This window comes from Acidimicrobiia bacterium (assembly GCA_009694375.1).
In the GTDB taxonomy this organism is placed as follows: domain Bacteria; phylum Actinomycetota; class Acidimicrobiia; order Acidimicrobiales; family VFJN01; genus VFJN01.
This window is the reverse complement of record SHVB01000022.1, coordinates 1-21,631: the sequence shown is the minus strand read 5'-3', so window position 1 is coordinate 21,631 and position 21,631 is coordinate 1. Positions and strand designations below refer to the sequence as shown.

General features: G+C 66.0%; 22 protein-coding genes and 1 tRNA gene. 10 read left to right on the top strand and 13 right to left on the bottom strand.

Annotated features, from left to right (window positions below):
• Window positions 1-89: 89 nt before the first annotated feature.
• On the top strand, window positions 90-1,067 hold the full coding sequence (locus EXQ71_11380) for a hypothetical protein (protein MSO88101.1): 978 nt from the start codon (window positions 90-92) through the stop codon (window positions 1,065-1,067).
• Window positions 1,037-1,813, top strand: coding sequence for a hypothetical protein (locus tag EXQ71_11375; protein MSO88100.1), 777 nt, complete (start codon window positions 1,037-1,039; stop codon window positions 1,811-1,813). Before EXQ71_11380 ends, EXQ71_11375 begins: the two co-directional genes overlap by 31 nt.
• Window positions 1,814-2,058: 245 nt before the next feature.
• Here the strand turns inward: EXQ71_11375 and EXQ71_11370 are convergent, their stop codons facing one another.
• The 4 genes from EXQ71_11370 to EXQ71_11355 all read right to left on the bottom strand — a co-directional run bounded on the left by EXQ71_11370 (window position 2,059) and on the right by EXQ71_11355 (window position 5,251).
• Complete coding sequence (locus EXQ71_11370) at window positions 2,059-2,850, bottom strand: hypothetical protein (GenBank protein ID MSO88099.1); 792 nt, start codon at window positions 2,848-2,850, stop codon at window positions 2,059-2,061.
• Window positions 2,759-3,340 carry a TlpA family protein disulfide reductase gene (locus tag EXQ71_11365; GenBank protein ID MSO88098.1) on the bottom strand — a complete coding sequence of 194 codons (582 nt, stop codon included), beginning with the start codon at window positions 3,338-3,340 and terminating at the stop codon, window positions 2,759-2,761. The genes EXQ71_11370 and EXQ71_11365 overlap by 92 nt, the downstream gene beginning before the upstream one ends.
• Before the next feature lie 92 nt (window positions 3,341-3,432).
• Entirely contained in the window at window positions 3,433-4,734 is a 1,302-nt protein-coding gene (locus tag EXQ71_11360) for a YibE/F family protein (protein ID MSO88097.1), read from the bottom strand.
• Window positions 4,735-5,167: 433 nt separating this feature from the next.
• Window positions 5,168-5,251 (bottom strand) — tRNA-Leu (locus EXQ71_11355).
• A gap of 75 nt (window positions 5,252-5,326) precedes the next feature.
• On the opposite strand from EXQ71_11355, the gene EXQ71_11350 reads away from it, so the two are divergent.
• The 6 genes from EXQ71_11350 to pknB are packed head-to-tail and all read left to right on the top strand — an operon-like array spanning window position 5,327 to window position 12,335.
• Window positions 5,327-5,986, top strand: a complete 660-nt coding sequence (locus tag EXQ71_11350) for a DUF2662 domain-containing protein (protein MSO88096.1) — start codon at window positions 5,327-5,329, stop codon at window positions 5,984-5,986.
• Window positions 5,937-6,458, top strand: coding sequence for an FHA domain-containing protein (locus EXQ71_11345; GenBank protein ID MSO88095.1), 522 nt, complete (start codon window positions 5,937-5,939; stop codon window positions 6,456-6,458). The genes EXQ71_11350 and EXQ71_11345 overlap by 50 nt, the downstream gene beginning before the upstream one ends.
• Window positions 6,455-7,696, top strand: coding sequence for a serine/threonine-protein phosphatase (locus EXQ71_11340; GenBank protein ID MSO88094.1), 1,242 nt, complete (start codon window positions 6,455-6,457; stop codon window positions 7,694-7,696). The genes EXQ71_11345 and EXQ71_11340 overlap by 4 nt, the downstream gene beginning before the upstream one ends.
• Window positions 7,696-9,000, top strand: a complete 1,305-nt coding sequence (locus EXQ71_11335; protein MSO88093.1) for an FtsW/RodA/SpoVE family cell cycle protein — start codon at window positions 7,696-7,698, stop codon at window positions 8,998-9,000. Before EXQ71_11340 ends, EXQ71_11335 begins: the two co-directional genes overlap by 1 nt.
• Window positions 8,997-10,457 (top strand): penicillin-binding protein 2, encoded by a 1,461-nt coding sequence (locus EXQ71_11330; protein MSO88092.1) that lies wholly within the window; start codon window positions 8,997-8,999, stop codon window positions 10,455-10,457. The genes EXQ71_11335 and EXQ71_11330 overlap by 4 nt, the downstream gene beginning before the upstream one ends.
• A gap of 12 nt (window positions 10,458-10,469) precedes the next feature.
• Window positions 10,470-12,335, top strand: a complete 1,866-nt coding sequence (gene pknB / locus EXQ71_11325; GenBank protein MSO88091.1) for a Stk1 family PASTA domain-containing Ser/Thr kinase — start codon at window positions 10,470-10,472, stop codon at window positions 12,333-12,335.
• A gap of 20 nt (window positions 12,336-12,355) precedes the next feature.
• Here the strand turns inward: pknB and EXQ71_11320 are convergent, their stop codons facing one another.
• The gene (locus EXQ71_11320) at window positions 12,356-13,003 is read right to left on the bottom strand and encodes an aminodeoxychorismate/anthranilate synthase component II (GenBank protein MSO88090.1); all 648 of its coding nucleotides are present in this window, start codon (window positions 13,001-13,003) and stop codon (window positions 12,356-12,358) included.
• On the bottom strand, window positions 12,996-14,612 hold the full coding sequence (locus EXQ71_11315) for a Ppx/GppA family phosphatase (GenBank protein ID MSO88089.1): 1,617 nt from the start codon (window positions 14,610-14,612) through the stop codon (window positions 12,996-12,998). Before EXQ71_11315 ends, EXQ71_11320 begins: the two co-directional genes overlap by 8 nt.
• Here EXQ71_11315 and EXQ71_11310 point away from each other — a divergent pair.
• Complete coding sequence (locus EXQ71_11310; GenBank protein MSO88088.1) at window positions 14,599-14,946, top strand: hypothetical protein; 348 nt, start codon at window positions 14,599-14,601, stop codon at window positions 14,944-14,946. The genes EXQ71_11315 and EXQ71_11310 overlap by 14 nt on opposite strands.
• A 64-nt stretch (window positions 14,947-15,010) precedes the next feature.
• Here the strand turns inward: EXQ71_11310 and EXQ71_11305 are convergent, their stop codons facing one another.
• Window positions 15,011-15,346 carry a hypothetical protein gene (locus tag EXQ71_11305; protein ID MSO88087.1) on the bottom strand — a complete coding sequence of 112 codons (336 nt, stop codon included), beginning with the start codon at window positions 15,344-15,346 and terminating at the stop codon, window positions 15,011-15,013.
• Between the two features lie 78 nt (window positions 15,347-15,424).
• On the bottom strand, window positions 15,425-16,612 hold the full coding sequence (locus EXQ71_11300; protein ID MSO88086.1) for a thiolase family protein: 1,188 nt from the start codon (window positions 16,610-16,612) through the stop codon (window positions 15,425-15,427).
• 126 nt (window positions 16,613-16,738) lie between these two features.
• On the opposite strand from EXQ71_11300, the gene EXQ71_11295 reads away from it, so the two are divergent.
• Window positions 16,739-18,517, top strand: coding sequence for a long-chain fatty acid--CoA ligase (locus tag EXQ71_11295; protein MSO88085.1), 1,779 nt, complete (start codon window positions 16,739-16,741; stop codon window positions 18,515-18,517).
• 42 nt (window positions 18,518-18,559) lie between these two features.
• Here EXQ71_11295 and EXQ71_11290 read toward each other — a convergent pair whose 3' ends face one another.
• The 5 genes from EXQ71_11290 to EXQ71_11270 form a co-directional block, all read right to left on the bottom strand.
• A complete protein-coding gene (locus EXQ71_11290; protein MSO88084.1) occupies window positions 18,560-19,420 on the bottom strand; it encodes an NAD(P)-dependent oxidoreductase in 861 nt (286 codons plus the stop codon).
• Window positions 19,417-20,163 carry an SDR family oxidoreductase gene (locus EXQ71_11285; GenBank protein MSO88083.1) on the bottom strand — a complete coding sequence of 249 codons (747 nt, stop codon included), beginning with the start codon at window positions 20,161-20,163 and terminating at the stop codon, window positions 19,417-19,419. The genes EXQ71_11290 and EXQ71_11285 overlap by 4 nt, the downstream gene beginning before the upstream one ends.
• An 18-nt stretch (window positions 20,164-20,181) precedes the next feature.
• A complete protein-coding gene (locus EXQ71_11280) occupies window positions 20,182-20,739 on the bottom strand; it encodes a nuclear transport factor 2 family protein (protein MSO88082.1) in 558 nt (185 codons plus the stop codon).
• Window positions 20,739-21,053, bottom strand: coding sequence for a ferredoxin (locus EXQ71_11275; protein MSO88081.1), 315 nt, complete (start codon window positions 21,051-21,053; stop codon window positions 20,739-20,741). The genes EXQ71_11280 and EXQ71_11275 overlap by 1 nt, the downstream gene beginning before the upstream one ends.
• The coding region (locus EXQ71_11270; GenBank protein MSO88080.1) for a cytochrome P450 at window positions 20,989-21,631 on the bottom strand (643 nt) is incomplete at its 5' end. The genes EXQ71_11275 and EXQ71_11270, both read right to left, overlap by 65 nt.

Below are 21,631 nucleotides of genomic sequence, written 5' to 3'. Positions count from 1 at the left end.
GTCCCGGAGGTGCGGCCCATGTTCGACGTTCGAGACGGCACAAACGGGGGGTCTTGTGAATAATCCCGATACTGAGTAACATTTGATCTGTGTTCGTGACGGCGCAAACGCAGGAGTATATCGACCTCAGCCGCGAGGTGGGCGATGCTTTGAGCTCGCTCGGCCTCGACGTGCGGGAAGTTGACGGCATCCTCACCGTCGACGGCGCCCGCATCGCGCTCAACCTGGTGACCCGCGCCCACCCCACCCCGGCGGACCTTCGCCAGCTCGCCGAGTCCGCCCCCGGCCACCTGCCCACGGTGATGGTGGCTGATCGCATCAGCGAGCCCGGCCGCCACGAGCTGCGCCGGGCGGGCTGGGGCTGGCTCGACCGGCGCGGCCATGTGCGGGTGTGGACGCCGGGCATCCGGGTGGAGTCGCCAATGCTCCAGACCCCCGGCGGCCCACGCCCTCGTATCGAGAACCCTTGGACCACCGTGGGCCTCGAAGTTGCCCTCGCCGCCCTTATCTCACCTGGTGAGCAGGTCACTGCCCGCCGTCTGGCCCCCCGGATCGGCCGCAGCGTGGGAGCCACGCATGAGATCATCGCCCGCTTCGCCGAGGTAGGACTGGTTGGCCCCATCACGAAGCAGCCGCTGCTCCCCGAGCTGTTCTGGGAGGCCGCCTCGCATTGGCCCGACGACGGTTGGCAACCCATCCCCGTCGGGCTGGCCGAACTCGCCGCCGCCGTGGGCGAGGACATTCTCGTGCGCGTCGACGAGCGGGCCGCCACCCTGGGCGGGGCCCGGATCGCGGCGGTGGGCGACTTGCCGGCCCGCTGTTACGTACCCACCGCGGGGGCCCTGCGGCGAGCGGTGCGTCTCGTCGATCGGGCCCTTCCTCCCCGGTGCTGGGTGCGGCCGTCGCCGGTGAGTTGGCTCCCGGAGAATCCGGATCACCGGCCCGACAGGGAACACCCGTGGCGCGTGGCCCACCCCATGGTGTGCGCCCTGCGCCTCGCTCGTGACCCCGCCCGGGGCAAGGAAATCGTGGACGCGTGGGGAATCGCTCCTGGTGGTGGTTCGTGACGGTGGTCCTTTCGGGCCGGGCCGGTGGGAGCACCCACCGTGAAGTCATGATGCTGGCGTCATTGCCCGTGGAACTGCGGCTGATCGGAGGCCTGGCGGTCATGTGCCGGGTGGGCACCCCCCACCGCACCACGGTTGACGTGGACGCGGTGGCACGGAATCTCGAACGAGTGCACGCCGCCATCGCTGGGCTGGCGGTGATCTCCTCGGGCGGCGGGCAGTACCGATTCGAGGGTGATCTCGACCTCGACGTGATCGATGTCGCCGCCATGACCAGCGACGAGCTCATCACCGAACTATCGGATGGTGCGCACCCGCTGAACGATCTCGAGCTGAACATCGTGGCCCACTGTTGGGCCCACGACTCGGCGACCACCCTGGACATCACGGCGGTTGATGAAGACACCGGTGGGGTGCTGGCGCGCGCCGATGGACGCTTTGTGGCCTCGGCTGAGGGCCTCGTGGCCATGAAGGTGACCACCGTGCCGCTGCGGGCCTCGTCCCGTCCCGGGAAGAAGGCATCAGACCTCTACGACCTGGCTCGCGTCCTGGTGGACGGCAACATGAAACGGTCCGCGTTAGGCCGGTTGCCCGATCCGTTGGCGGAGGTGGTGGCCAGTCGCCTCACCGGCTGGTTCGTGGACGCCACCGGCCGCGACCGCACCTACCGGGTCATACGTCGATTCGACGAGCCCCGCGTCGACCTCGACGCCGTGGCCGACGCCGTGCGCGATCTCACCACCTGACCACCGGCGGGTAACGGGAGGACGCCAACCGGGCGGAGCTGGCCGAATCGTTCGACATCCACCCCACCACCAGCGCCGCACCCTCCCCGGGGCGGGATTCAGAACCGGTCCTACCGGAAGAAACACGACGCCGCGCTCACTGAAACCCCCGATCGCTGCGAGTCCGGCCCCTGGCTTCCTGCGGTTACCGCCCCAGCGGACCGGCGGGGTTCGGTGGCCACCCCCCCGATGGGTGCGCCGCCGCGCTAGTTGGGTCGGATGTCGACCCACCAGCCGACGAAGGCAACAACGAGGAGTAGGACGCCGGAACTGCGGGTAATTAGCCGGTGGTGGCGGGTGAGGAACCGGGTGATGGTCTGTTGGGCCGGGGCCGCGAGGAGGGGGAGTAGGACGAGGGGCCAGCCAAAGCCGAGACCGAAGAAGAAGAAGTAGACGAGCCCGTCGGCGAGTTCGCTGCTGCCCCGCACGCCGCCGAGGACGAACGCGGAGATGATGAGGGGGCCGGTGCAGGGCAGGGTGAGCGGGGCCATGGCGAGGCCGTAGAGGTAGGCGGTGGCTGCTGGGTTGGAGAGGATCGGTGCTTGGGCCGTTCGCATCCGCACCAGGGGGTTGCGGTCGAGGATCATGAGGATGCCAAGGACGGCGACCAGCCCGTACATGACGGGGAGGATCACCCCGAGTACATCGGAAAAGGTGCGGCTGAGTAGGTAGAGCACGCCACCGATCGCGATCATGGCGGTCAGCACACCGGCGAGGACAAGCACTCCCATCCAGCGGATCGACCGAAGTGACCCGCCGGCCTCAACGCGATCGGCGAGCAGGATAAACAACCCCGGGTAGAGCGGGAGCATGCACACGTTGGCGAGGATGGCGGCGTTGCCGAGCGCGAACGCCTCGACGTATTCGCTCATGGAGTTGGTGCCCAGGCACGGCTGGGCGGCAGGCTCACCCGAGGCCGAGGGAGGAGAGGATCTTCTCGGGCGAGTCGAAGCCAGTGACCATTTCACCCGCACCGCCGTTGACAGCAATCGCAACATGAGGGGTGCTGGGTGGGTTCAGCGCAGTGTTGCCGAAGGCATCGTTGATCGCAGCCAGCATCTCGGGACTCATCACGGCGAACCGGATGTCGTCGAAGCCCTGCTGGTCGGCGTAGTCGGCCATAGCAGCCGGATCGAGGTCGGTCTCGACGCTCAACGCGACGAAGACTGCGTCGTCGCCGGCCCGTTGGGCGGCCTGGTTGGTGTCGCCGAGTTGCCGGCGGCAGTTTCCGCACCAGGTGGCGAAGGTCTCCATGAGCACGGGCCTACCGACCAGATCCGCGAAGGTGAAGGTCTCGCCCTCGGCGTCGGTCAGCTCGATCTGCTGCCACTCCGCCAGTTCCACCGGCTCCCCGGCACCGGCGGCGACGTTGGTCGAGGGAGTCGTGGCCGGCCCGACCGTTGCGTTGGAGTCGCTACCCCCGCAACCCGCCAAGATCGCCACGGCCACCACACCGACGGCCCATCTTGCCAACCCCATCCGAAACATTATGAGCCTCCAAGAACGCCGACCGACGCGCCACGCTCCCAAGATAGCGGGAGACAACCCCGCCACGACGGTCAGGGAGCGCCCCTACCGCGTCACCAGCCCGCAGGCTGGTCCGGGGCGAAGTCGTCCCATGCTGCATTGGTTGCGGTGGGCTCGGCAACCAACTCGGTGGGGGGGCGAGGTGTCGGGGCGATGGGTAGGTCGGGTGAACCCGGCGCTGATCCGCGGGTGGCGACGAACGCGGCGAGGGCGGTGGTCATGGGTACCGCGGCGACGAGTCCGATCGATCCCACGAGCGTGCGCACGATCTCCACGGCCACCAGCTCGCCCACGGCCACCTGGGTCAAGCTCCGGCCCGCCTGTGCGAACACCAAGATGAGGGGCAGGGAGGCCCCCGCGTAGGCAAGGACGAGGGTGTTCACGGTAGAGGCGATGTGGTCGCGCCCGATCGTGACCGCGGAGGTGTAGAGCCGTCGGACGCCGTAGTCAGGGTTGGCTTCGTGGAGCTGCCAGACCGCCGATACTTGGGTGACGGTTACGTCGTCGAGCACCCCGAGGCTTCCGACGATGATCCCGGCGAGGATCAGTCCTTTGACGTCGATCTTGGCCGAGGCTATCTGCAGGTAGAAGGCGTCCTCGCTTCCGAAGCCGGTGAAGTTAGCGAAGTTCGTGAAGATGACGGCCAGAACCGCAGTGAGGACGAGCGCGGCGAAGGTCCCGAGGAGCGCGACGGTGATCATCTCGGTCACGCCGTGAGTGAGGTACAGCGCCACCAGCGCAATGATCACGGCGGCGACCATCGCTACCGCGGTGGGGTCGTTGCCGTCCAGGATCGACGGGAACGCGAAGCCGATCAGGACGAGTCCGATCACGCCCAAGGCGATAAGGGCGCGGACGCCCTGCCATCGACCCAGCGCGATCACAGCGACCGCGAACAGAACACCGAGCAGCATCAGGGGGCGATCTCGCTGAAAGTCCTGAAAGAAGTACTGGAGCTCAGCAGGGTTGTCGGCGTCGTACTGGACGACAAGCCGATCGCCAACGTCGATCCGCGCCGACGCGTCGCTCACTGGGATCTCGATGAACGCCTCCTCGCCGTTCGTGGGTCCGCTCGTGACCTCGATGGTCACCCGGCTGCATCGGATCCCGTCGGCCTCGGCCGTGTTCAGGCAGGGAACGTCCAAAACAGTGGTGGCGGTGGCCTGAACGAGCTCGCCGCTGAACCCCAGCGCATCGGCCAGCACGGGCCGGTCGGCGTCGGGACGAAGCACGAACGCGCCGGCCACCGCCGCAACCACCAAGAAACCAACGATGCCTCCGAGAACCCAACGGGTTTGGGCCGAGGTGATGGTGTTGCTGCCCCCGTGACCGTGGGAGCTGTGAGCCTGGGCCATCGCAGAAGTATTGCCCGTGCGAAGCCGACCGCTCGACACACTCCTGCTCAGCCGATGCGGCTGGCCAGGAACCGGATGGTTGCCTCGGTAGATCCCGCGGCGCACCGCTGAGGGCGACTCGACCTAGCAAGCCGGCCAGGCTTTCTACTGGGCACCGGGCCACGCCCCGTCCGCCCTGGAGGACTGCGCCTACGTCGACTTCTCGCCGACGAAGGAGTTCGACCCCGTCATCCGCCACATCCAGGGCCCCTGACAAACCCTCGGCTCGACTGATGTACCCGGGAGAGCGCCGAGGGCTCGAGCGCGTGGGCACCAGCTCGACGGTGCTCACGCCGCCGGCGACGCCACGCCGGCAACTAGTAGTTGTGAGCGCAAGGGTAGAAGAGGGGGTCCCAAGACGCGAAAAGACCCGAGCTGAGCTGGGGTCTTCCAGTGGGCGAGGGGGGACTTGAACCCCCACGTCCCTAAGGACACTGGCACCTGAAGCCAGCGCGTCTGCCTATTCCGCCACTCGCCCGAGTGGAAAGCACCAGCGTAGCAACCATGCCGAAGCGATCCCCAGCCCGAAGCCATACCGGTAACCTCACCCTCAATGGGAATCCGCGGGTTCGAACGCCGGCTTGAGCGACTAGTGGAAGGCGCCTTCGCCCGGGCCTTCAAGAGTGACCTGCGCCCGGTGGAACTGGGCCGGCGGCTGGTGCGGGAGATGGACGACAACCGCTCGGTAGGCGTGCGCGGCGACACCGTGGTACCGAACTCCTTCTCCGTGGCCGTATCGGTCAGCGACTTCGAACAGTTCGAAGGAGTGCGAGAAAGCCTCGCTCGCGAACTGTCCGAGGCGGCCCGTGAGCACGCCCGTGACGAGGGGTACGCCTTCATGGGCCCGGTGGAGGTGCGGATCGTGGGCGACGACCGGCTACGCACCGGGGCCTTTCAGATCGCGAGCCGGATGGTGGAAGGGGAAGGGGGCGTCGGCGCCGGATCGATTGTGCTCCCCACGGGCGACCGTTTCTCGCTCACCGAGTCCATCATCACGGTTGGCCGCCATCCCGAATCCAACCTGGTACTGGCCGATCCGAACGTCAGCCGCAACCATGCCGAGATCCGCCCCCAGGGGGACCGCTACGTGGTGGTCGACCTCGGCTCCACCAACGGCACCCGCGTCAACGGGGTGCGGGTGGCCCAGCACGCACTGCGCGACGGTGACGAAGTGTCCTTCGGCAACACCAGCATGCGGTTCGAGGCCTCCTGAGCCCGTGCCCGACCAACTCCTCAACCTCCTCAAACTGTTCCTGCTCCTGCTGCTCTACCTGTTCTTCCTGCGGGTGCTGCGGGCGGTGTGGGCCGAGGTGAACCCCCCGAAGGTGGGCGAGGCAACCCCCAAGCCAAAAACGAAGCGGCGGTCCCGCCCGAGCCCGGCCAAGGGCAAGCACGCAGCGCCGGTACTCCGCCTGCTCGCCCCCCCTGAACTGAAAGGCCGCACCTACCCCCTCGCGCAGGAGATCACCCTCGGCCGCGCCGCCGGATGCCAGGTGACCATTGACGACACCTACGCCTCGCAGCTCCACGCGCGCGTCTTTCAACGCGAGGGCAAGGTGTACGTGGAGGACCTCGGCTCCACCAACGGCACCTATCTGAATCGCCACAAGGTGACCGGACCCATGGTGGTGCAACGCGGCGACAAACTGCAGATCGGCAACACCGTGCTGGAGCTCAGTTCATGACTCCTCCCGCCCTCCCCATTTTGATCAAGACCGGCGCGGCGAGCGACGTGGGCCTGCGCCGCCAGATCAACCAGGACCACTTCGGCCTCTTCCCCGCCCGCCACCTTTATCTGGTGGCCGATGGCATGGGCGGCCATCAGGGCGGCGAGGTGGCCTCACGGCTTGCCATCGACACCCTCGACCTCGCCTACCAGAACCTCAGCACCGACTCGCTGATTGATGCCATCGCCGTGGCCAACCACCGCATCCGCAACGACGGCAACCTCCACGCCAACCTCCGGGGCATGGGCACCACGCTGGTGGCAGTGGCCCTCCTGCCCGCACCCGTCGCCGACGACGCCGGAGAACCGTCTGACGCGTCGCGTTCCCTCGTGATTACCAACGTCGGCGACAGCCGTTGCTACGCGTTTCGCCACGATGCCTTGGTGCAACTAACAGAGGACCACAGCGTGGTCGCCGATCTCGTGCGAGAGGGCCAGATCACCCTTGAAGAGGCCGAGGTGCACCCGCAGCGCAACATAGTTACGCGCGTGCTCGGCATCTACGAGACGGTAGAAGCCTACGTGTGTGTAGAAGTACCCGTACCGGGCGATCGCTATCTGTTGTGCTCCGACGGCCTGTTCAACGAGGTCAGCCACGACCAGATCACCGCCGTGTTGCGCCGCCTGGCCGACCCCCAGGAAGCCGCCGAGGAACTCGTACGGATGGCCAACGCCGGCGGCGGACGCGACAACATCACCGTCGTACTCCTTGACGTGCTCAACGCCCAGGAAATCCCCGAGACCGTCTCCCCCACCGCCACCGTCCCCACCGCGACCCCCACGCCCCGCCAGCAGCGTCGGGCCAACCGGTCACGGGGTAGCCGGTTCACCTGGCGGACCGCCCTTTTCCTCCTACTGCTTATCGCCGTGCTGGGCGGCGCGGTAGCCACCATTCAGTGGTACGGCACCAGCACCTACTTCGTTGGGTTTCAGGGCGACGACGTAGTGATCTACCAAGGTCGGCCGGGCGGTCTGTTGTGGATTGATCCCACCCTCGTGGAGCGCACCACCATCAACCGCCGCGCCGTGCCACCGAGTTACACCGCATCACTCACCGCCGGCAACGAACAGCCGTCGCTCGCCGCCGCCCGCCTGGTAGTGGCCAACATCGAACGCGACCGCGACCGCGACGCAGCGCGCGAGGCCTCCACCCCAACCACCACCACGACGACCACCCCCCCCACCACCGCGAACTAATGCTGCGAGCCGTCCGCCGGAACACCGAACTTGGCCTCATCCTGGTGGGCACCCTGGTCACCGTCGGGGCCTACCTCCTGGCCTCGCTGGCCCGCGACGCCACCATCCCGGCCAACATCGGGGCGTTCCTAGGCGTCGTGCTCGGCCTGCAGTTGGTGGCCCATCTTGCCGTGCGCCGGTTGGCTCCCGATGCCGACGGAACCCTCGTGCCCATCGCAGGGCTCCTCAACGGCCTCGGCTACGTCTTCATCGTTCGCCTCGACGAAGCCCGCGTGGAGCCCAAGGGCCTCGCCGCCCTCCAATCGGTGTGGGTGATGGTGGGCATCGCCGCGTTCATCGCCACCCTGGCCATCGTGCGGCGCGTACGCGACCTCGAGGCCTATCGCTGGACCATTGGCCTTCTCGGGGTGGGACTCTTGATGCTCCCCCTCGTTCCAGGAATCGGACGGGAATACTTCGGAGCCCGCATCTGGGTGAGCATCGGCCCGGTCAACTTTCAACCTGGTGAGTTCGCCAAGATCCTCCTCGCCATCTTCTTTGCCTCCTACCTGGTCGAGAAACGCGAGTTGTTGGCCGTCAGCAGCCGTCACCTCGGACCCATCCCCCTGCCCGATCTCAAGCACCTCGGGCCGGTCCTCCTGGCCTGGGGGGCATCGCTCATCGTGATGATTTCCCAGAAAGACCTGGGCAGTTCCCTGCTGTTCTTTGCGCTGTTCGTAACCCTGCTCTGGGTGGCCACCGAGCGCGCTACCTACCTCGTGGTGGGGGTGGTGCTCTTTGGGATCGGCGCGTTCTTCGCCCACAGCCAGTTCGTGCACGTACAGGACCGGGTGGCCATCTGGCTCGACCCCTGGAAGGACCCCAAGGGAGACGGGTTCCAAATCGTGGAGTCGCAGTTTGCGTTCTCCTCCGGGGGAATCACCGGCAGCGGGCTCAACCTCGGAAGCCCCGGCCGCATCCCGCTGGCCGAAACCGACTTCATTTTTGCCGCCATCGGTGAAGAACTCGGGCTGGTGGGCGCCAGCAGCATCCTGGTGGCGTTCCTGCTGATCATCGGGGCGGGATTCCGCATCGCGTTGCGCACCGAGGTGCCCTTCGAACGATTACTGGCCACCGGGCTTACCGTGCTTATCGGCGTGCAGTCCTTCATCATTATCGGCGGGGTGACACGCGTCTTACCGCTCACCGGTGTGACCTTGCCCTTTGTGTCCTACGGCGGCTCCTCGCTGGTGGCCAACTATGTGCTCATCGCCCTCCTGATGCGGATCTCCGACGACACCGCCCAGCGGGAGATCGCTCGATGACCCGCCAGATACGCCTCCTCGGCCTCGGGCTGATCGTCTGTTACGTCATCCTCTTCGTCCAACTCAACCGCCTCACCGTCTGGGAGGCCAACAGCCTCAACAACAACCCGATCAACACCCGCGCCATCCTGCGCGACTTCAGCCGGCCCCGCGGCACGATCACCACCGCCGACGGGGTGGTGATGGCGCGATCGGTGCCCTCGGAGGATCGCTACCTGTTCCAACGCGAGTACCCCGAAGGTGATCTGTTTGCCCAGGTGTCGGGCTACTACAGCTTCACGCTGGGTAGCTCCGGCGTGGAACGCATCTACAACGACGAACTGGCCGGCCGCACCCCGAGTCTGTCCCTTCGGAGCCCGTCGGATCTGTTTGTGGCCAAGGACCGCGTCGGCAACCTCACTCTCACCCTGGAGGCCGACCTCCAGCGCATCGCCCGCGACCAACTCGGTGGCCGGGAAGGCTCGGTGGTGGCGCTGGACCCACGTACCGGGGAGATCCTCGTCCTCATCTCCAACCCCACCTACGACCCCAACCTCTTGGCCAACCACGACACCGCCGCCGCCGCCGAAGCGCAGCTCCTGCTGGACGCCAATCCCGAAAAACCCCGACTGGCCCGCACATACCAGGACCGCTACTTCCCCGGGTCCACCTTCAAAGTGGTGACCGCCACCGCCGGGCTCGACAGCGGCAAGGTCACCACCGAAGCGCCCTCCTACCCGGTAACCAGTTCGTACACCCCGCCGGGCACGTCACGCCCACTCCAGAACTTCGGCGGTTCCTCCTGCGGAGGGACGCTGTTCCCGATCCTGCGGGTGTCATGCAACACCGCCTTCGCCCAGATGGGCGTGGAAAACGGGCCCGAGACCATGATCAGCGCAGCGGAAGCCTTCGGATTCAACCGGGCCGTCCCAATCGACCTCACCGCCCCGGCCCGCTCGAACTTTCCTACCGACTTCGTCCGAAACCGACCGGCCCTCGCGCAGGCCTCCATCGGTCAAAATGATGTTGCCGCCACCCCTTTGCAGATGGCCATGGTGGCGGGTGCCATCGCCAATAGCGATGGCGACGTGATGGTGCCCCACGTTCTGCGCGACGTGCGAGACACCGATGGAAACATCGTGGACACCTACAAGCCCAAGGTCTGGACTCGAGCCATGCAACCCGGCACCGCCCAGATCATGCGGGAAGCCATGATCGGGGTGGTGGAGAACGGTACCGCCACCCGGCTGGCGGTACCGGGCTTTGTGGTGGGAGGGAAAACGGGAACCGCCCAACTTGGCACAACCCCACCCCGCTCCCATGCCTGGATCATCGGCTGGGGGGGCCGCCCCAACGAAGTTCCGAGCATCGCCGTAGCGGTCATCGTGGAAGGCCAACCTGGCGCCAGCGAACAGACCGGAGGACAGGTAGCCGCCCCTATCGCTCAAGCCATCATGGCGGCCTACCTTCGCGCCTAGTCTCAGGGGATCATGTCTGACTCGACTCCCACCATCTTCAACGGTCGCTACGAACTGCACCGACCTCTTGGTCGCGGCGGTATGGCCGAGGTGTACCTGGCCGCCGATCAACTGCTCGATCGCCCCGTCGCCGTGAAGGTACTGTTCTCCGAGTTCGCCACCGACCCCGCCTTCGTGGAGCGGTTTCGCCGAGAGGCCACGGCGGCGGCCAACCTGAGCCACCCCAACATTGTGGGTGTCTACGACTGGGGCGAAGCCGAAGGCACCTACTTCATCGTGATGGAGTATGTCGAAGGCCGCAGCCTGTCGGAAATCCTGAGTGCTGAAGGTCCCCTGCACCCCGACCGCGTGGCCGATGTGGGCGCCGATGTGGCGGCGGCACTGGGCTTCGCCCACCGCAATGGCGTCGTCCATCGCGACGTGAAGCCCGGCAACGTACTGGTCACCCAGTCCGGTCAGGTAAAGGTGGCCGATTTCGGTATCGCCCGCGCCACCACCACCGCCACCGACGACAGCCTCACCCAGGTGGGCACCGTGATGGGAACGGCCACCTACTTCTCTCCTGAGCAGGCTCGCGGCGAGCCCGTCGACCCTCGTTCCGACGTCTATTCCCTCGGCTGCGTGCTCTACGAGTTGGCCCTGGGGCGCCCACCCTTCGCCGGCGACTCCCCCGTGGCCATCGCCTACAAGCAGGTGCACGAATCGCCGGTGCCTCTGCGCCAGATCAACCCCGAACTACCCGAAGCCCTGCAGGCCATCATCCTCAAGTGCCTGGCGAAAAACCCGGCCAACCGGTATCCCGCCGCCGAAGACCTGCGGGCCGACCTCCGGCGCTTCCGGGAAGGCCAGCGGATCCTCGCCGAACCGGTGATGGCCACCGCGGCGATCCCCCTGGTTGACGCTGACCTGCCCCCGGAAAGCGACGAAGACGACGACGAGCCGCGCACCTCGCCCCTGTTCATCGCCGGCATCGTTGCCCTCTTGATCCTGCTGGCCGGAATGTTGTTCCTCCTGGCTCGTGAGCTCGGCGTAGGCCCGGACAACAAGAGCAACGTCGCGCAGGTTGAAGTACCCAACGTGATCGACGAGACCCTCGAGCGGGCCCAGGCGATTCTGGAAGCCAAGAACCTGAAGGTGTCCATCGTCCAAGAGGTAAACCCAGACAAAGCAGAAGGGATCGTGTTCGACCAAGACCCCGAATTTGGAAAAAAGGTGGACGAAGGCACCACGGTGGAACTCAAGGTGAGTTCAGGAGCCGAGGCCACCCCCGTGCCCAACGTCACCGGTTCACAGGTGGACCAGGCGCGCCTTTTGCTCACGGCCCGAGGCTTTACCAACATTCGTGAAACGCCCACCGACGATGAGTCGGCCCCGACGGGCGAGGTAGTGGACCAAGACCCCAAGCCCAATTCCCAGGTGACCGCCGACACCGAAATCGTCCTGTTCGTATCTTCCGGGCCCGCCGCGCGGCCGGTCCCTAACGTGGTGGGGAGTACGCTGGCCGAAGCATCCAACCTCCTCGGCCAAGCGGGGTTCACCGTCAGCCAGGAGAGCGAGGCATCGGCGACCGTGGCCAAGGGATTGGTGATCCGCACCAGCCCGGCGGCCGGCGTTTCCGCCTCCAAGGGGGCCACGGTGACCGTGGTGGTGTCCACCGGCCCCGATGTTGTGGAGGTGCCCTTCTTGTTGGGTCTCACGCAGGCCAACGCCACCAACGCCCTCACCACCAGAGGCTTCAAGGTGATCTTGGCCAACAAGGAAACGCCCCAGGTCAGCGAGGTTGGCACGGTACTCAGTCAGAACCCCGATCCCCTCACCACCGCGCCCCCCGGCTCGAACGTCACTATCTCCGTTGGTGTCCTCCAACCGGTCAACTAGCCCCACGCGCCCGGGAAAGGTCAGCCCGGCGCGCCGACTACTTGCCGCAGAAAGTTCCCCACGAGGTCGTGCCCGGCATCGGTGAGGACCGACTCCGGGTGGAACTGCACGCCCTCGGCGCCAAGTTCCTTGTGGCGCAAGCCCATCACGATGCCGTCATCGGTCTCGGCGGTGATCTCCAGGCAGGAAGGTACCGAGGCCCGGTCCACCACCAGCGAGTGGTAGCGGGTGGCCACCAGCGGGTTGGGAAGGCCCGCGAACACTCCGGTTCCCTGGTGATGCACGAGGGATGTCTTGCCGTGCATGATCTCCGGCGCCCGCACCACTGTCGCGCCGTAGACTTGGCCGAGACACTGATGACCCAGGCAGACCCCCAGCACCGGAATCAACCCAGCGAAACGCCGGATGACCTCATTGGACACACCGGCGTCGTCGGGCGTACCCGGCCCGGGTGAAACCAATAGCGCATCCGGCGCCATCGCCAGCATCTCATCAATGGTGTGCTCGTCGTTACGCACGACGAGAGGATCGGCTCCCAGTTCGCCGAGGTACTGCACCAGGTTGTACACAAAACTGTCGTAGTTGTCGATGACGAGCACTCGGGTAGCCACAAGGGCTGACGGTAGTGGCCCAACCCTCGGCCGCCCAAGAGGTTTCCGCTCAGCCATGGTCGGTTACCTCGATGTCCACCGTCAGCGCGACCTCGAGCAATTCCCGACGAGCGGCCGCCGCGTAGAGCTCCAGGGTAATGTCCTCCCCCTCCGCGGCCGTGGCCCGGATCACCAGCCGGTCGCCCTTGTCTTTCACCGCTACCGATCGCACCCGGGCGGCGTGGTTGCGGTCGAGGCCAATCGCCACCCGCAAGAGCCCGGCCAACACTTGTACCTCACGCTGTTGGACCGCCGAGAGACCAGCGAACTCGGGGTGCTTGGCCTTCGGTTCGGACTTGCGGTGGTACCGGGCCACCAGGGCGATGCGCTCCACCTCATTGTCGTTGAATCCGGCGAGACGATCCGTGCTGCGAATCACGTAGTAGCCGTGCTTGTGATGTTGGGCGTGGGAAAGAAACATCCCGACGTTGCAGAGCAACGCGGCCGCTTCAAGGATCTCGCGGGCGTCGTCTCCCAGCGCGTGCCGATGCACGGTGGCGTCGAACAGTTCCAGCGCGAGGCCCGCTACCTGTAGCGAATGGGGCGGATCCTCGTCCATCGCATCGGCGAGGTTGAGCACGCTCTGACGGCGCAGGTCGGAGAGGTGATGGAGCGAACCCCCATGACGCCGCCGCCACGTATCCAGCAGCACACCCTCTCGGAGGGCGTAGTCCGACACCACCACTTCGGTGATGTCGAGTTCGTGCACAACCTGCTCCAGGATCAGCGCTCCGGCCAGCACGATGTCGGCTCGGCTGGCATCGAGCCCGGACAGTTCGGCTCGTGCCGCCGCCGTGGGGGCCTGAACCAGCTCCTGCACCAACTCGTCCAACTGCAACCGACTGAGGGTGAGGTTGCTCACCGAACGCGCCCGACTCCCCGTCGCCCGCCACACCGCCATCTCCGCCAGGGCGGTGATGGTGCCCGAGGAGCCAACGGTTACTTCCACTCCGAGCCGACGGATCTCTCGGGCGAAGGGCGCCACCGTGGAGCGCACATGGCGACGACAAGCCTCCAGGGCTGCCGGGGTGGCCCGATCGCTGGCGAAAAAGCGGCGGGTCAGACGAATAGCCCCCAGTTTCAGCGACCGCGAGGCCAGCACCTCGCCCCGCAACCCCACCAGCAACTCGGTACTGCCACCGCCGATGTCACACAGCAGCAGACGGCTGTCGTAGACCGGCACCGCCTGCAGGACCCCGAGGTGGATGAGTCGGGCCTCCTCCACTCCAGAAATCACGTGCACATGCACACCGGCTTGCGCCCAGGCTCGTTCGATGAGCACATCGCGGTTCTCGGCCTCTCGAATCGCCGAGGTGGCCACGGCGGTGATCGGCGCGTCGTGAACCTCGGCCACTTGACGGAAGCGATTGAGCGCCGCCACGACCCGATCAATGGCCTCGGCCGAGAGTTCGCGCATGTCACCCCCACTGGAGCCGAGGCGCACCATCTCCTTCTCCCGCTCCAGAATCTCGAAGCGGGGACCACCCTCGCCCGAAGACATCCGGGCCACCACCCCATGGAGGGAATTCGTCCCGATGTCCACGGCGGCGAGCGTTTCGGGCGCGGGAGATCGATCGGGCGGCACGTATGCAGTCTGACCGCCGGGCCGGGTAATGTGGCGCAGCATGCCTGATCTTCCTGTCCAGCCTCCGCCCAAGCGCAACGTGAAGGGCGGTCGCGTCACCCCGAAAGGTGGCCCTTCCTCGCCGGCGCGGCCCTCCGCCTCCACGCGCTACACACCGCCGGTGGCCAAGGACCACAAGATCAGTCGGCCGTGGGTGCCGGTACTGATGTTCTCCTTCCTGGGCCTGGGCCTCGCGGTGATCTTCCTGAACTACCTCGGCGTACTGCCGGCGTTGTGGTGGACAAACTCCGCCACCACCAAGACCAACAACTGGTGGCTCCTCATCGGGTTGGGATCCATCATGGGCGGCATCATGACCGCCACCAAGTACCACTGACCCTTGCCCTAGCAAGTTACAAGCGTGTGACACTCCACAGGATTGTCCACAGGCTGTGGATGGCTTAGAGGTCGTCGACCGGGGTCACCAGGTCCATGTCTTCCAAGCAATGGCGGGGGGGCTCGGGCATTTGATCGTTGGCGGTGGTCATCCGCACCTCGGTGCCGCAGATACTGCAGCGAAACATGATCTTGACCTTGCGCAACTCGCCCGCCGGCGGAGGTTCGGGAATCGGTTGGGCTAATCCGCCGAGCATCGCGAAGCCGACCTTGAAGATGAACCACACCGCAGCAGCCGCCACCACCAAGGCCAACGGTGAAGCCTTCGTCAGCCACCATGCCCCGACCACGAAGACCACCAGCATGGCCGCCGAGGGGCGCGAGAGAGAAGGTCGCTTCACGCCCGGCAGGCTATCGGGGGCCTGGCGGAGCGTCGCCCTACCGCGGCGGCCGACTTGCTCAAGGCGCTGGGCGAGGGGTCAGCCCAGGCGTTCGATGATGGTGGCATTGGCGAGCCCGCCACCCTCACACATCGTCTGGAGACCAAAGCGACCACCAGTGCGCTCCAGTTCGTTGAGGAGCGTGGCCATGAGCTTCGCGCCAGAGCCGCCGAGCGGATGCCCGAGCGCGATGGCGCCGCCGTTCACGTTGGTCTTGCCCAGATCGGTGTGGAGTTCCTTCTGCCAGGCCAACACCACCGAGGCAAAGGCCTCGTTCACCTCGAACAGGTCGATGTCGTCGACGGTCATGCCCGCTTTGGCCAGCGCCTTCTCCGTGGAGGGGATCGGACCCGTGAGCATCGTCACGGGATCCACCCCCGCCAGCGCGAACGTATGGAAGCGAGCACGCGGGGTGAGACCGAGTTCCTTGGCCTTCTCCTCGCTCATGATGAGCAGTGCTGAAGCGCCGTCGGAGATCTGCGACGAGTTGCCGGCGGTGACCTTGCCGTCGGGCTTGAAGGCCGGCTTCAGGTTGGCCAAGGTCTCCGGGGTGGTGCCGGGGCGAATGCCCTCATCCTGGGTCACCAGTTCGGCGCTCTCCACGACGTTGCCGGTCTCCTTGTCGAGACGCTTCTCGGTAACGCCAACGATCTCTTTGTCGAATCGGCCCTCGCCGGTGGCCTGCTCGGCCCGCCGCTGGGACTCGGCGCCAAAGGCATCGAGATCCTCGCGAGAAAGGTTCCACTGGTCGGCAATCATCTCGGCCGAAATGCCCTGTGGCACAAGGCCCGGCTCGGTGAAGCGAGCCATCATGCGCGGACCGAAGGGGAAGGACCCAGGGGTTACCGACGCTCCCATCGGGGTGCTGGTCATGACCTCCACACCCGCCGCGATGGCGATGTCGTAGGCCCCGGCAATCACGCCCTGGGCGGCGAAGTGGGCGGCCTGCTGTGACGATCCGCACTGGCGGTCGACCGAGGTGGCCGGGACCGACTCAGGGAAACCGGCGGCGAGCACGGCGTTGCGGCCGATGTTGAGGCTCTGGCTACCCACCTGCATCACACAACCCATGATCACGTCGTCGATGAGGGCCGGATCGAGTTGGTTGCGCTCCACCAGTTGCCGGAGCACCTCGCCGGCCAGATCAGCGGGGTGCCAACCGGACAACTTTCCGTTTCGCCTTCCGCCAGCGGTGCGGACAGCGTCGACGATGACAGCGGTAGCCATAGAATATTGCTCCTCGGGATCTCTTGACCGGACGGTCAAGTGTGGCCGCGGTGGTGGGCTTTCGCAACCTGGGGTACTCGGCCATGATGGGCAGTCCTGCGAACACCTGAAAGGGTCTGCCACCCAATGATTTCCAAAGCCGAGATCGACCAAGCGGTCGAGGGCGACACGATCACGAGCCGATTCCTCGCCACCGTGCAAGCCCACCCCGACCATGTTGCCCTCCGGTCCAAGCAGGCCGACGACACCTACGCCGAGTGGACGTATCAGGACTACGCCACCCAAGTAGCGGCGGCGGCGGCCTATCTGCGGTCCATCGGGGTGGTCCCGGGCTCCCGCGTGGTGCTCATGATGCGAAACTGCCCCGACTTCCACTTCGTCGACCTCGCCGTGGCCTTCCTCGGTGCCACATCGATTTCGATCTACAACTCGTCTTCGGCCGAACAGATCGCTTACGTCGCTGGCCACTGCGACGCGACCTGCGCCGTGGTGGAAGACGATGGATTCGAGCAGCGTTTCAACCAGGTGCGAGACCAACTCCCGCTCCTCACCACCATCCTCAACCTGGCCAGTGAGGAGACCACCGACGCGCTCTACCACTCTGGCTCGCTAGATCTTTTGGCCGAGGTCGGCAACAGCACCCCTGCCACCCTCGCCACGGTCATCTACACCTCGGGCACCACCGGACCACCCAAGGGGGTGATGCTGGACCATCACAACGTGGTGTGGACCGGCGAGGGATACCTGCGGATGCTCGATGTGGAGCCAGTGGGCTTCCGGGCAGTTTCCTATCTCCCCATGGCCCACATCGCCGAACGCATGTCCACCCATTACCTCGCCCTCATGGGTGGCTACGAAGTCACCACATGCCCCGATCCGGGCCAGATCGCCAGCTATACGCGCGATATACACCCAGAGATCTTCTTCGGCGTTCCGCGCGTGTGGGAAAAGTTCCACGCCGGGGTGCAGGCCGCCCTCAGCGCGGACCCGGCCAAAAAACAGGGATTCGATGGCGCGGTCGCCACCGCTATCCCCATCAGCGAGCGCCGCACCCTCGGCACCGCCTCGGCCGAGGACGATGCCACTTGGAAGGCGCTCGACGAGGCCGTATTTGCCGGAGTGCGAGCCCTACTGGGCCTCGACGCCGTGATCTACGGCATCACCGGTGCCGCGCCGATTCCGGCCGAACTCATCAGATGGTTCCGGGCCATCGGGGTTCCCCTGTCGGAGATCTACGGCATGAGCGAATCCAGTGGTCCCATCACCTGGGAACCCACCCGGGTGAAGGCGGGCACCGTGGGCGTGGCCTTTCCGGGCACCGAGGTGTTTCTGGCGGAGGACGGTGAGGTGTGCACCCGGGGATCCAACGTCTTCCGGGGATACCTCAACGATCCCGAAAAGACCGCCGAAGCCCTCGATGCCGACGGCACGTTGCACTCGGGCGACATCGGCGTGTTCGACGACGAGGGCTATCTGCTCATCGTGGACCGCAAGAAGGAACTCATCATCACCGCCGGCGGGAAGAACATCAGCCCCGCCAACCTCGAAGCCGCCCTCAAGACCATCCCGCTGGTATCCCAAGCGTGTGCCATCGGCGACAACCGCCCGTTCGTGTCGGCTCTGGTGGTGCTCGATGGTGAACTGGCCCCGGTGTGGGCCAAGGAGCACGGCATCGACGGTGCCAGCCTCGCCGAGTTGGCGCAGCACCCCGCAGTGATCGCTGAGATCAATGCCGGTCTGGAAACCACCATGGCCCGGTTCAACAATGCCGAGCGCGTGAAGAAGGTGTCGATCCTCTCCACCGAGTGGCTGGCCGACTCCGACGAGCTCACCCCCACCTCGAAGCTCAAACGCCGGGGTGTCCACGCCAAATACGCCGCCGAGATCGCCGCCCTGTACGCCTAACGGGCCCGCCGGGGCCAACGCTGTTCGCCTCAGGGGCGCCGCCTACCGCTCCGGGTGCGGTACCCCCAGAGCGGCGGCGAGGCCCACCTGGGCTTGACGGGCCAGCGGCAGATCGGCCCCCAGGGTGGCGGCCAGTTCGAGCGCCAGGGCGAGGTCCTTCTCGCCCAGATCCCGGGTATGGACCATGGCGTCGTACCAATCCTCACCCGGCCCTATCGGAGCCGTGGAGGCCCGCAGCATCACCGCACCGGGACCCCCGGTAACCGAATCGCTGTGGCGCACCACCCGGGCCAGCTTGCGCAGGTCCAATCCCGCCGCCTCCGCCAACCTTTGCGCTTCCCCGACCCCGGTGAAGGCAATGAAGTGGGCCAGATTCCGGGCCAACTTGGTTCGAGTACCGGCGCCCGCCGGACCCATGTGCACCACCAGTGATGCCCAATGGGCGAACACGTCCTTCACGCGCTCGTAGGCCTCTCGCTCGCCCCCCACCATCGCCGCCAGGGTGCCCTCGTGAGCTCCGATGAACCCACCACTCACAGGCACGTCGAGGAGATCCACTCCCCCCCGAGCCGCCGTGCTGGCCAACTCCTCGGCGGTAGACGGACCAATGGTGGAGTGCACGGCGATCACGAGACCCGGCCGGGCCGTCGTGAGCAGTTCCTCCACCACCGAACGCACCTGGGCATCATTGAGCACCATCACCGAAATGACATCGCATACCCCGCCCATTTCGGCCACGCTGCCCGCCAGAGTGGCCCCCTGGCCCACCACCGCCGCCGCCGCTTCGGGACGGATGTCGAACACCACCAACCCGCCCGGCCAATCAACCAAACGCCCGGCCATGGGGCCACCGATCTGACCGAGCCCTATGAATCCCACGGCCCCGGTGACGTCGGCGGTCATGAGCGCACGATCTGTCCGCCGTCAACGTTGAAGATCTGCCCGGTGACCCACGACGACTCGTCGGACAGCAGGAACAGGCACATGCCCACGAGGTCCTCGGGGGTGCCGCGTCGCTTCAAACTGAGACCCTTCACGATGTCGTCGATCAGTTCGGCCGGCACGATGCTGCGCGTGGCATCGGTGTCGATGGGCCCCGGGGCAATGGCATTCACCCGGATGTTATGACCGCCGAGTTCCGCCGCCAGTTGTTGCGTGAGGCCATTGATCCCCACCTTGGCCAGGCCGTAGAACCCCGAGTACATCCAGGCAGCGGTGGACGACTGATTCACAATGGCTCCACCCCCGCGCTTACGTATCGCCTTCCAACAGGCCCGGGTGACCACGAGCGCGCCGTCCATGTTCACGCTCATGAACCGGCGGTAATAGTCCCAGTCGATGGCGAGGAGCGACTCGATCTGCATGCCCCCGTAGATGGCGGCGTTGTTCACCAAAAGATCGATGCCCCCAAAATGATCGATGGTGGCGGCGGCCAGGGCGGCGGCTGAATCCACGTCGCTCACATCGGTGGCCACGAACAGCGCCGCGTCACCGAGGTCGGCGGCCACCGCGTGGCCCCGGTCCCCATCCGTGTCGGCGATCACTACCCCCGCCCCCTCCGCCACCAAGGCTCGGGCATAGGCCTCGCCAATCCCCCCGGCCGAGCCGGTGACAATGGCGATCTTTTCCTCAAACCGATGGTGCATGGGCACATCCTCTCTTGTTCAGGCCGGGGGCCACAGGGGGGCGGGGGACTGACCAATGTCGTAATGGCCGGGGAGACCGCCCCCCAGACTGCGATGCATCCGAGCGGTCATGCCCTCTGACAACGTGCCATCCCGCATCATCTCAAGAAAGAGGGCGGCCGCGTTGCCGTAGTCGAACCAGTCGCGTTGGAACCGCCACTGGAAATTGCCGCCGTAGCCAAACCACGACCCCCCGATCCCCGCTACCTCATAGGGACTGCCGTCGGCCCGGGTGGCGGTGGCAACCTGCTTCCAGAACCCCACCACCTGGCCCTTTTTTTCGTCGATCAGCATTTCTTGATAGGGGTACTCCCACCCGTCGAGGCCACCCATCTCCAGGCCCAGGGCCACCGCGCCAATCTCATCGCGCCCGACGGCCATGAACTCGTTTTCGGCACCGTAGTTCCAGCCGTAAGTGGCATCTTCGGCAAACAAGAGCGCCATCGGCGACCAGTCGCCGGCCGCCTCGGCGTCCTTGTTGGCCTGCAGCCAACGCTGCACCATCTCTTCCATTTCATCCCGGGGATAGGCGGGCATCAGGGTTCCTCCACGATTCTCAGGGCATGAGTAGGGCAGTACTTCACGGCCGCCTCGATGGCTCGTCGATCCCCGCCGGGCCTCTCATCGAGCACGGTCAGTTCGCCGGCCTTGGACACCTCGAACACGTTGGGGGCCTCACTTTCGCATACCCCATGGCCTTGGCAGAGGTCCCGATCCACCACGATCCGCGCCGTCACCTCCGCCACCGCCTCGCCGGGAGCGGGCACCGCGGCGCCATGGACCGTTTCATCGCGGGGACATCCGGGCCCCGCAGGGTTGGGCGAGTTGCACCACCATCTTGGAATGGTCATTGCGATAGGTGTCGGACGGCTGCGTAAGAGCAACCTCGTACCGCGAGAGAAGCACCGAGAAGATGGCCTTGAGTTGCATCATGGCGAACGCCGCGCCCACGCAGCGGTGGCGACCCGCGCCAAAGGGGATCCAACTCCAGGGATTGCCCACGTCATCCTCGCGCCCGTTGAGATAGCGCGACGGGTCGAACACCTCCGGGTTCACAAAGGCCTGCGGATCGCGGTTCGACACCGACGGGGAGGTGGCCACCATCGTGCCGATGGGGATCACATAGCTCCCTACCACCACAGGGGCCTTGGCCACCCGCAGCAGCATGATGAGTGGCGGATGCAGCCGCAGGGCCTCCTTGATGGCCGCTTCCAACTTGGGCATCTCCCGCAACGCCTGGTAACTGATCTCGGGGTCTTCCGCCGCTAGCCCATCGAGTTCCGCCACCACCTCGGCGAGGTACTCGGGCTGCCGCAGCAACTCGATCAGTGTCCACGCCGCGGTCCCGGAGGTGGTGTGATGCCCGGCGAACATCATCGAGATGAACATCCCCGTGATGATGTGAGAACTGAAGTGATCGGAGCCGTCC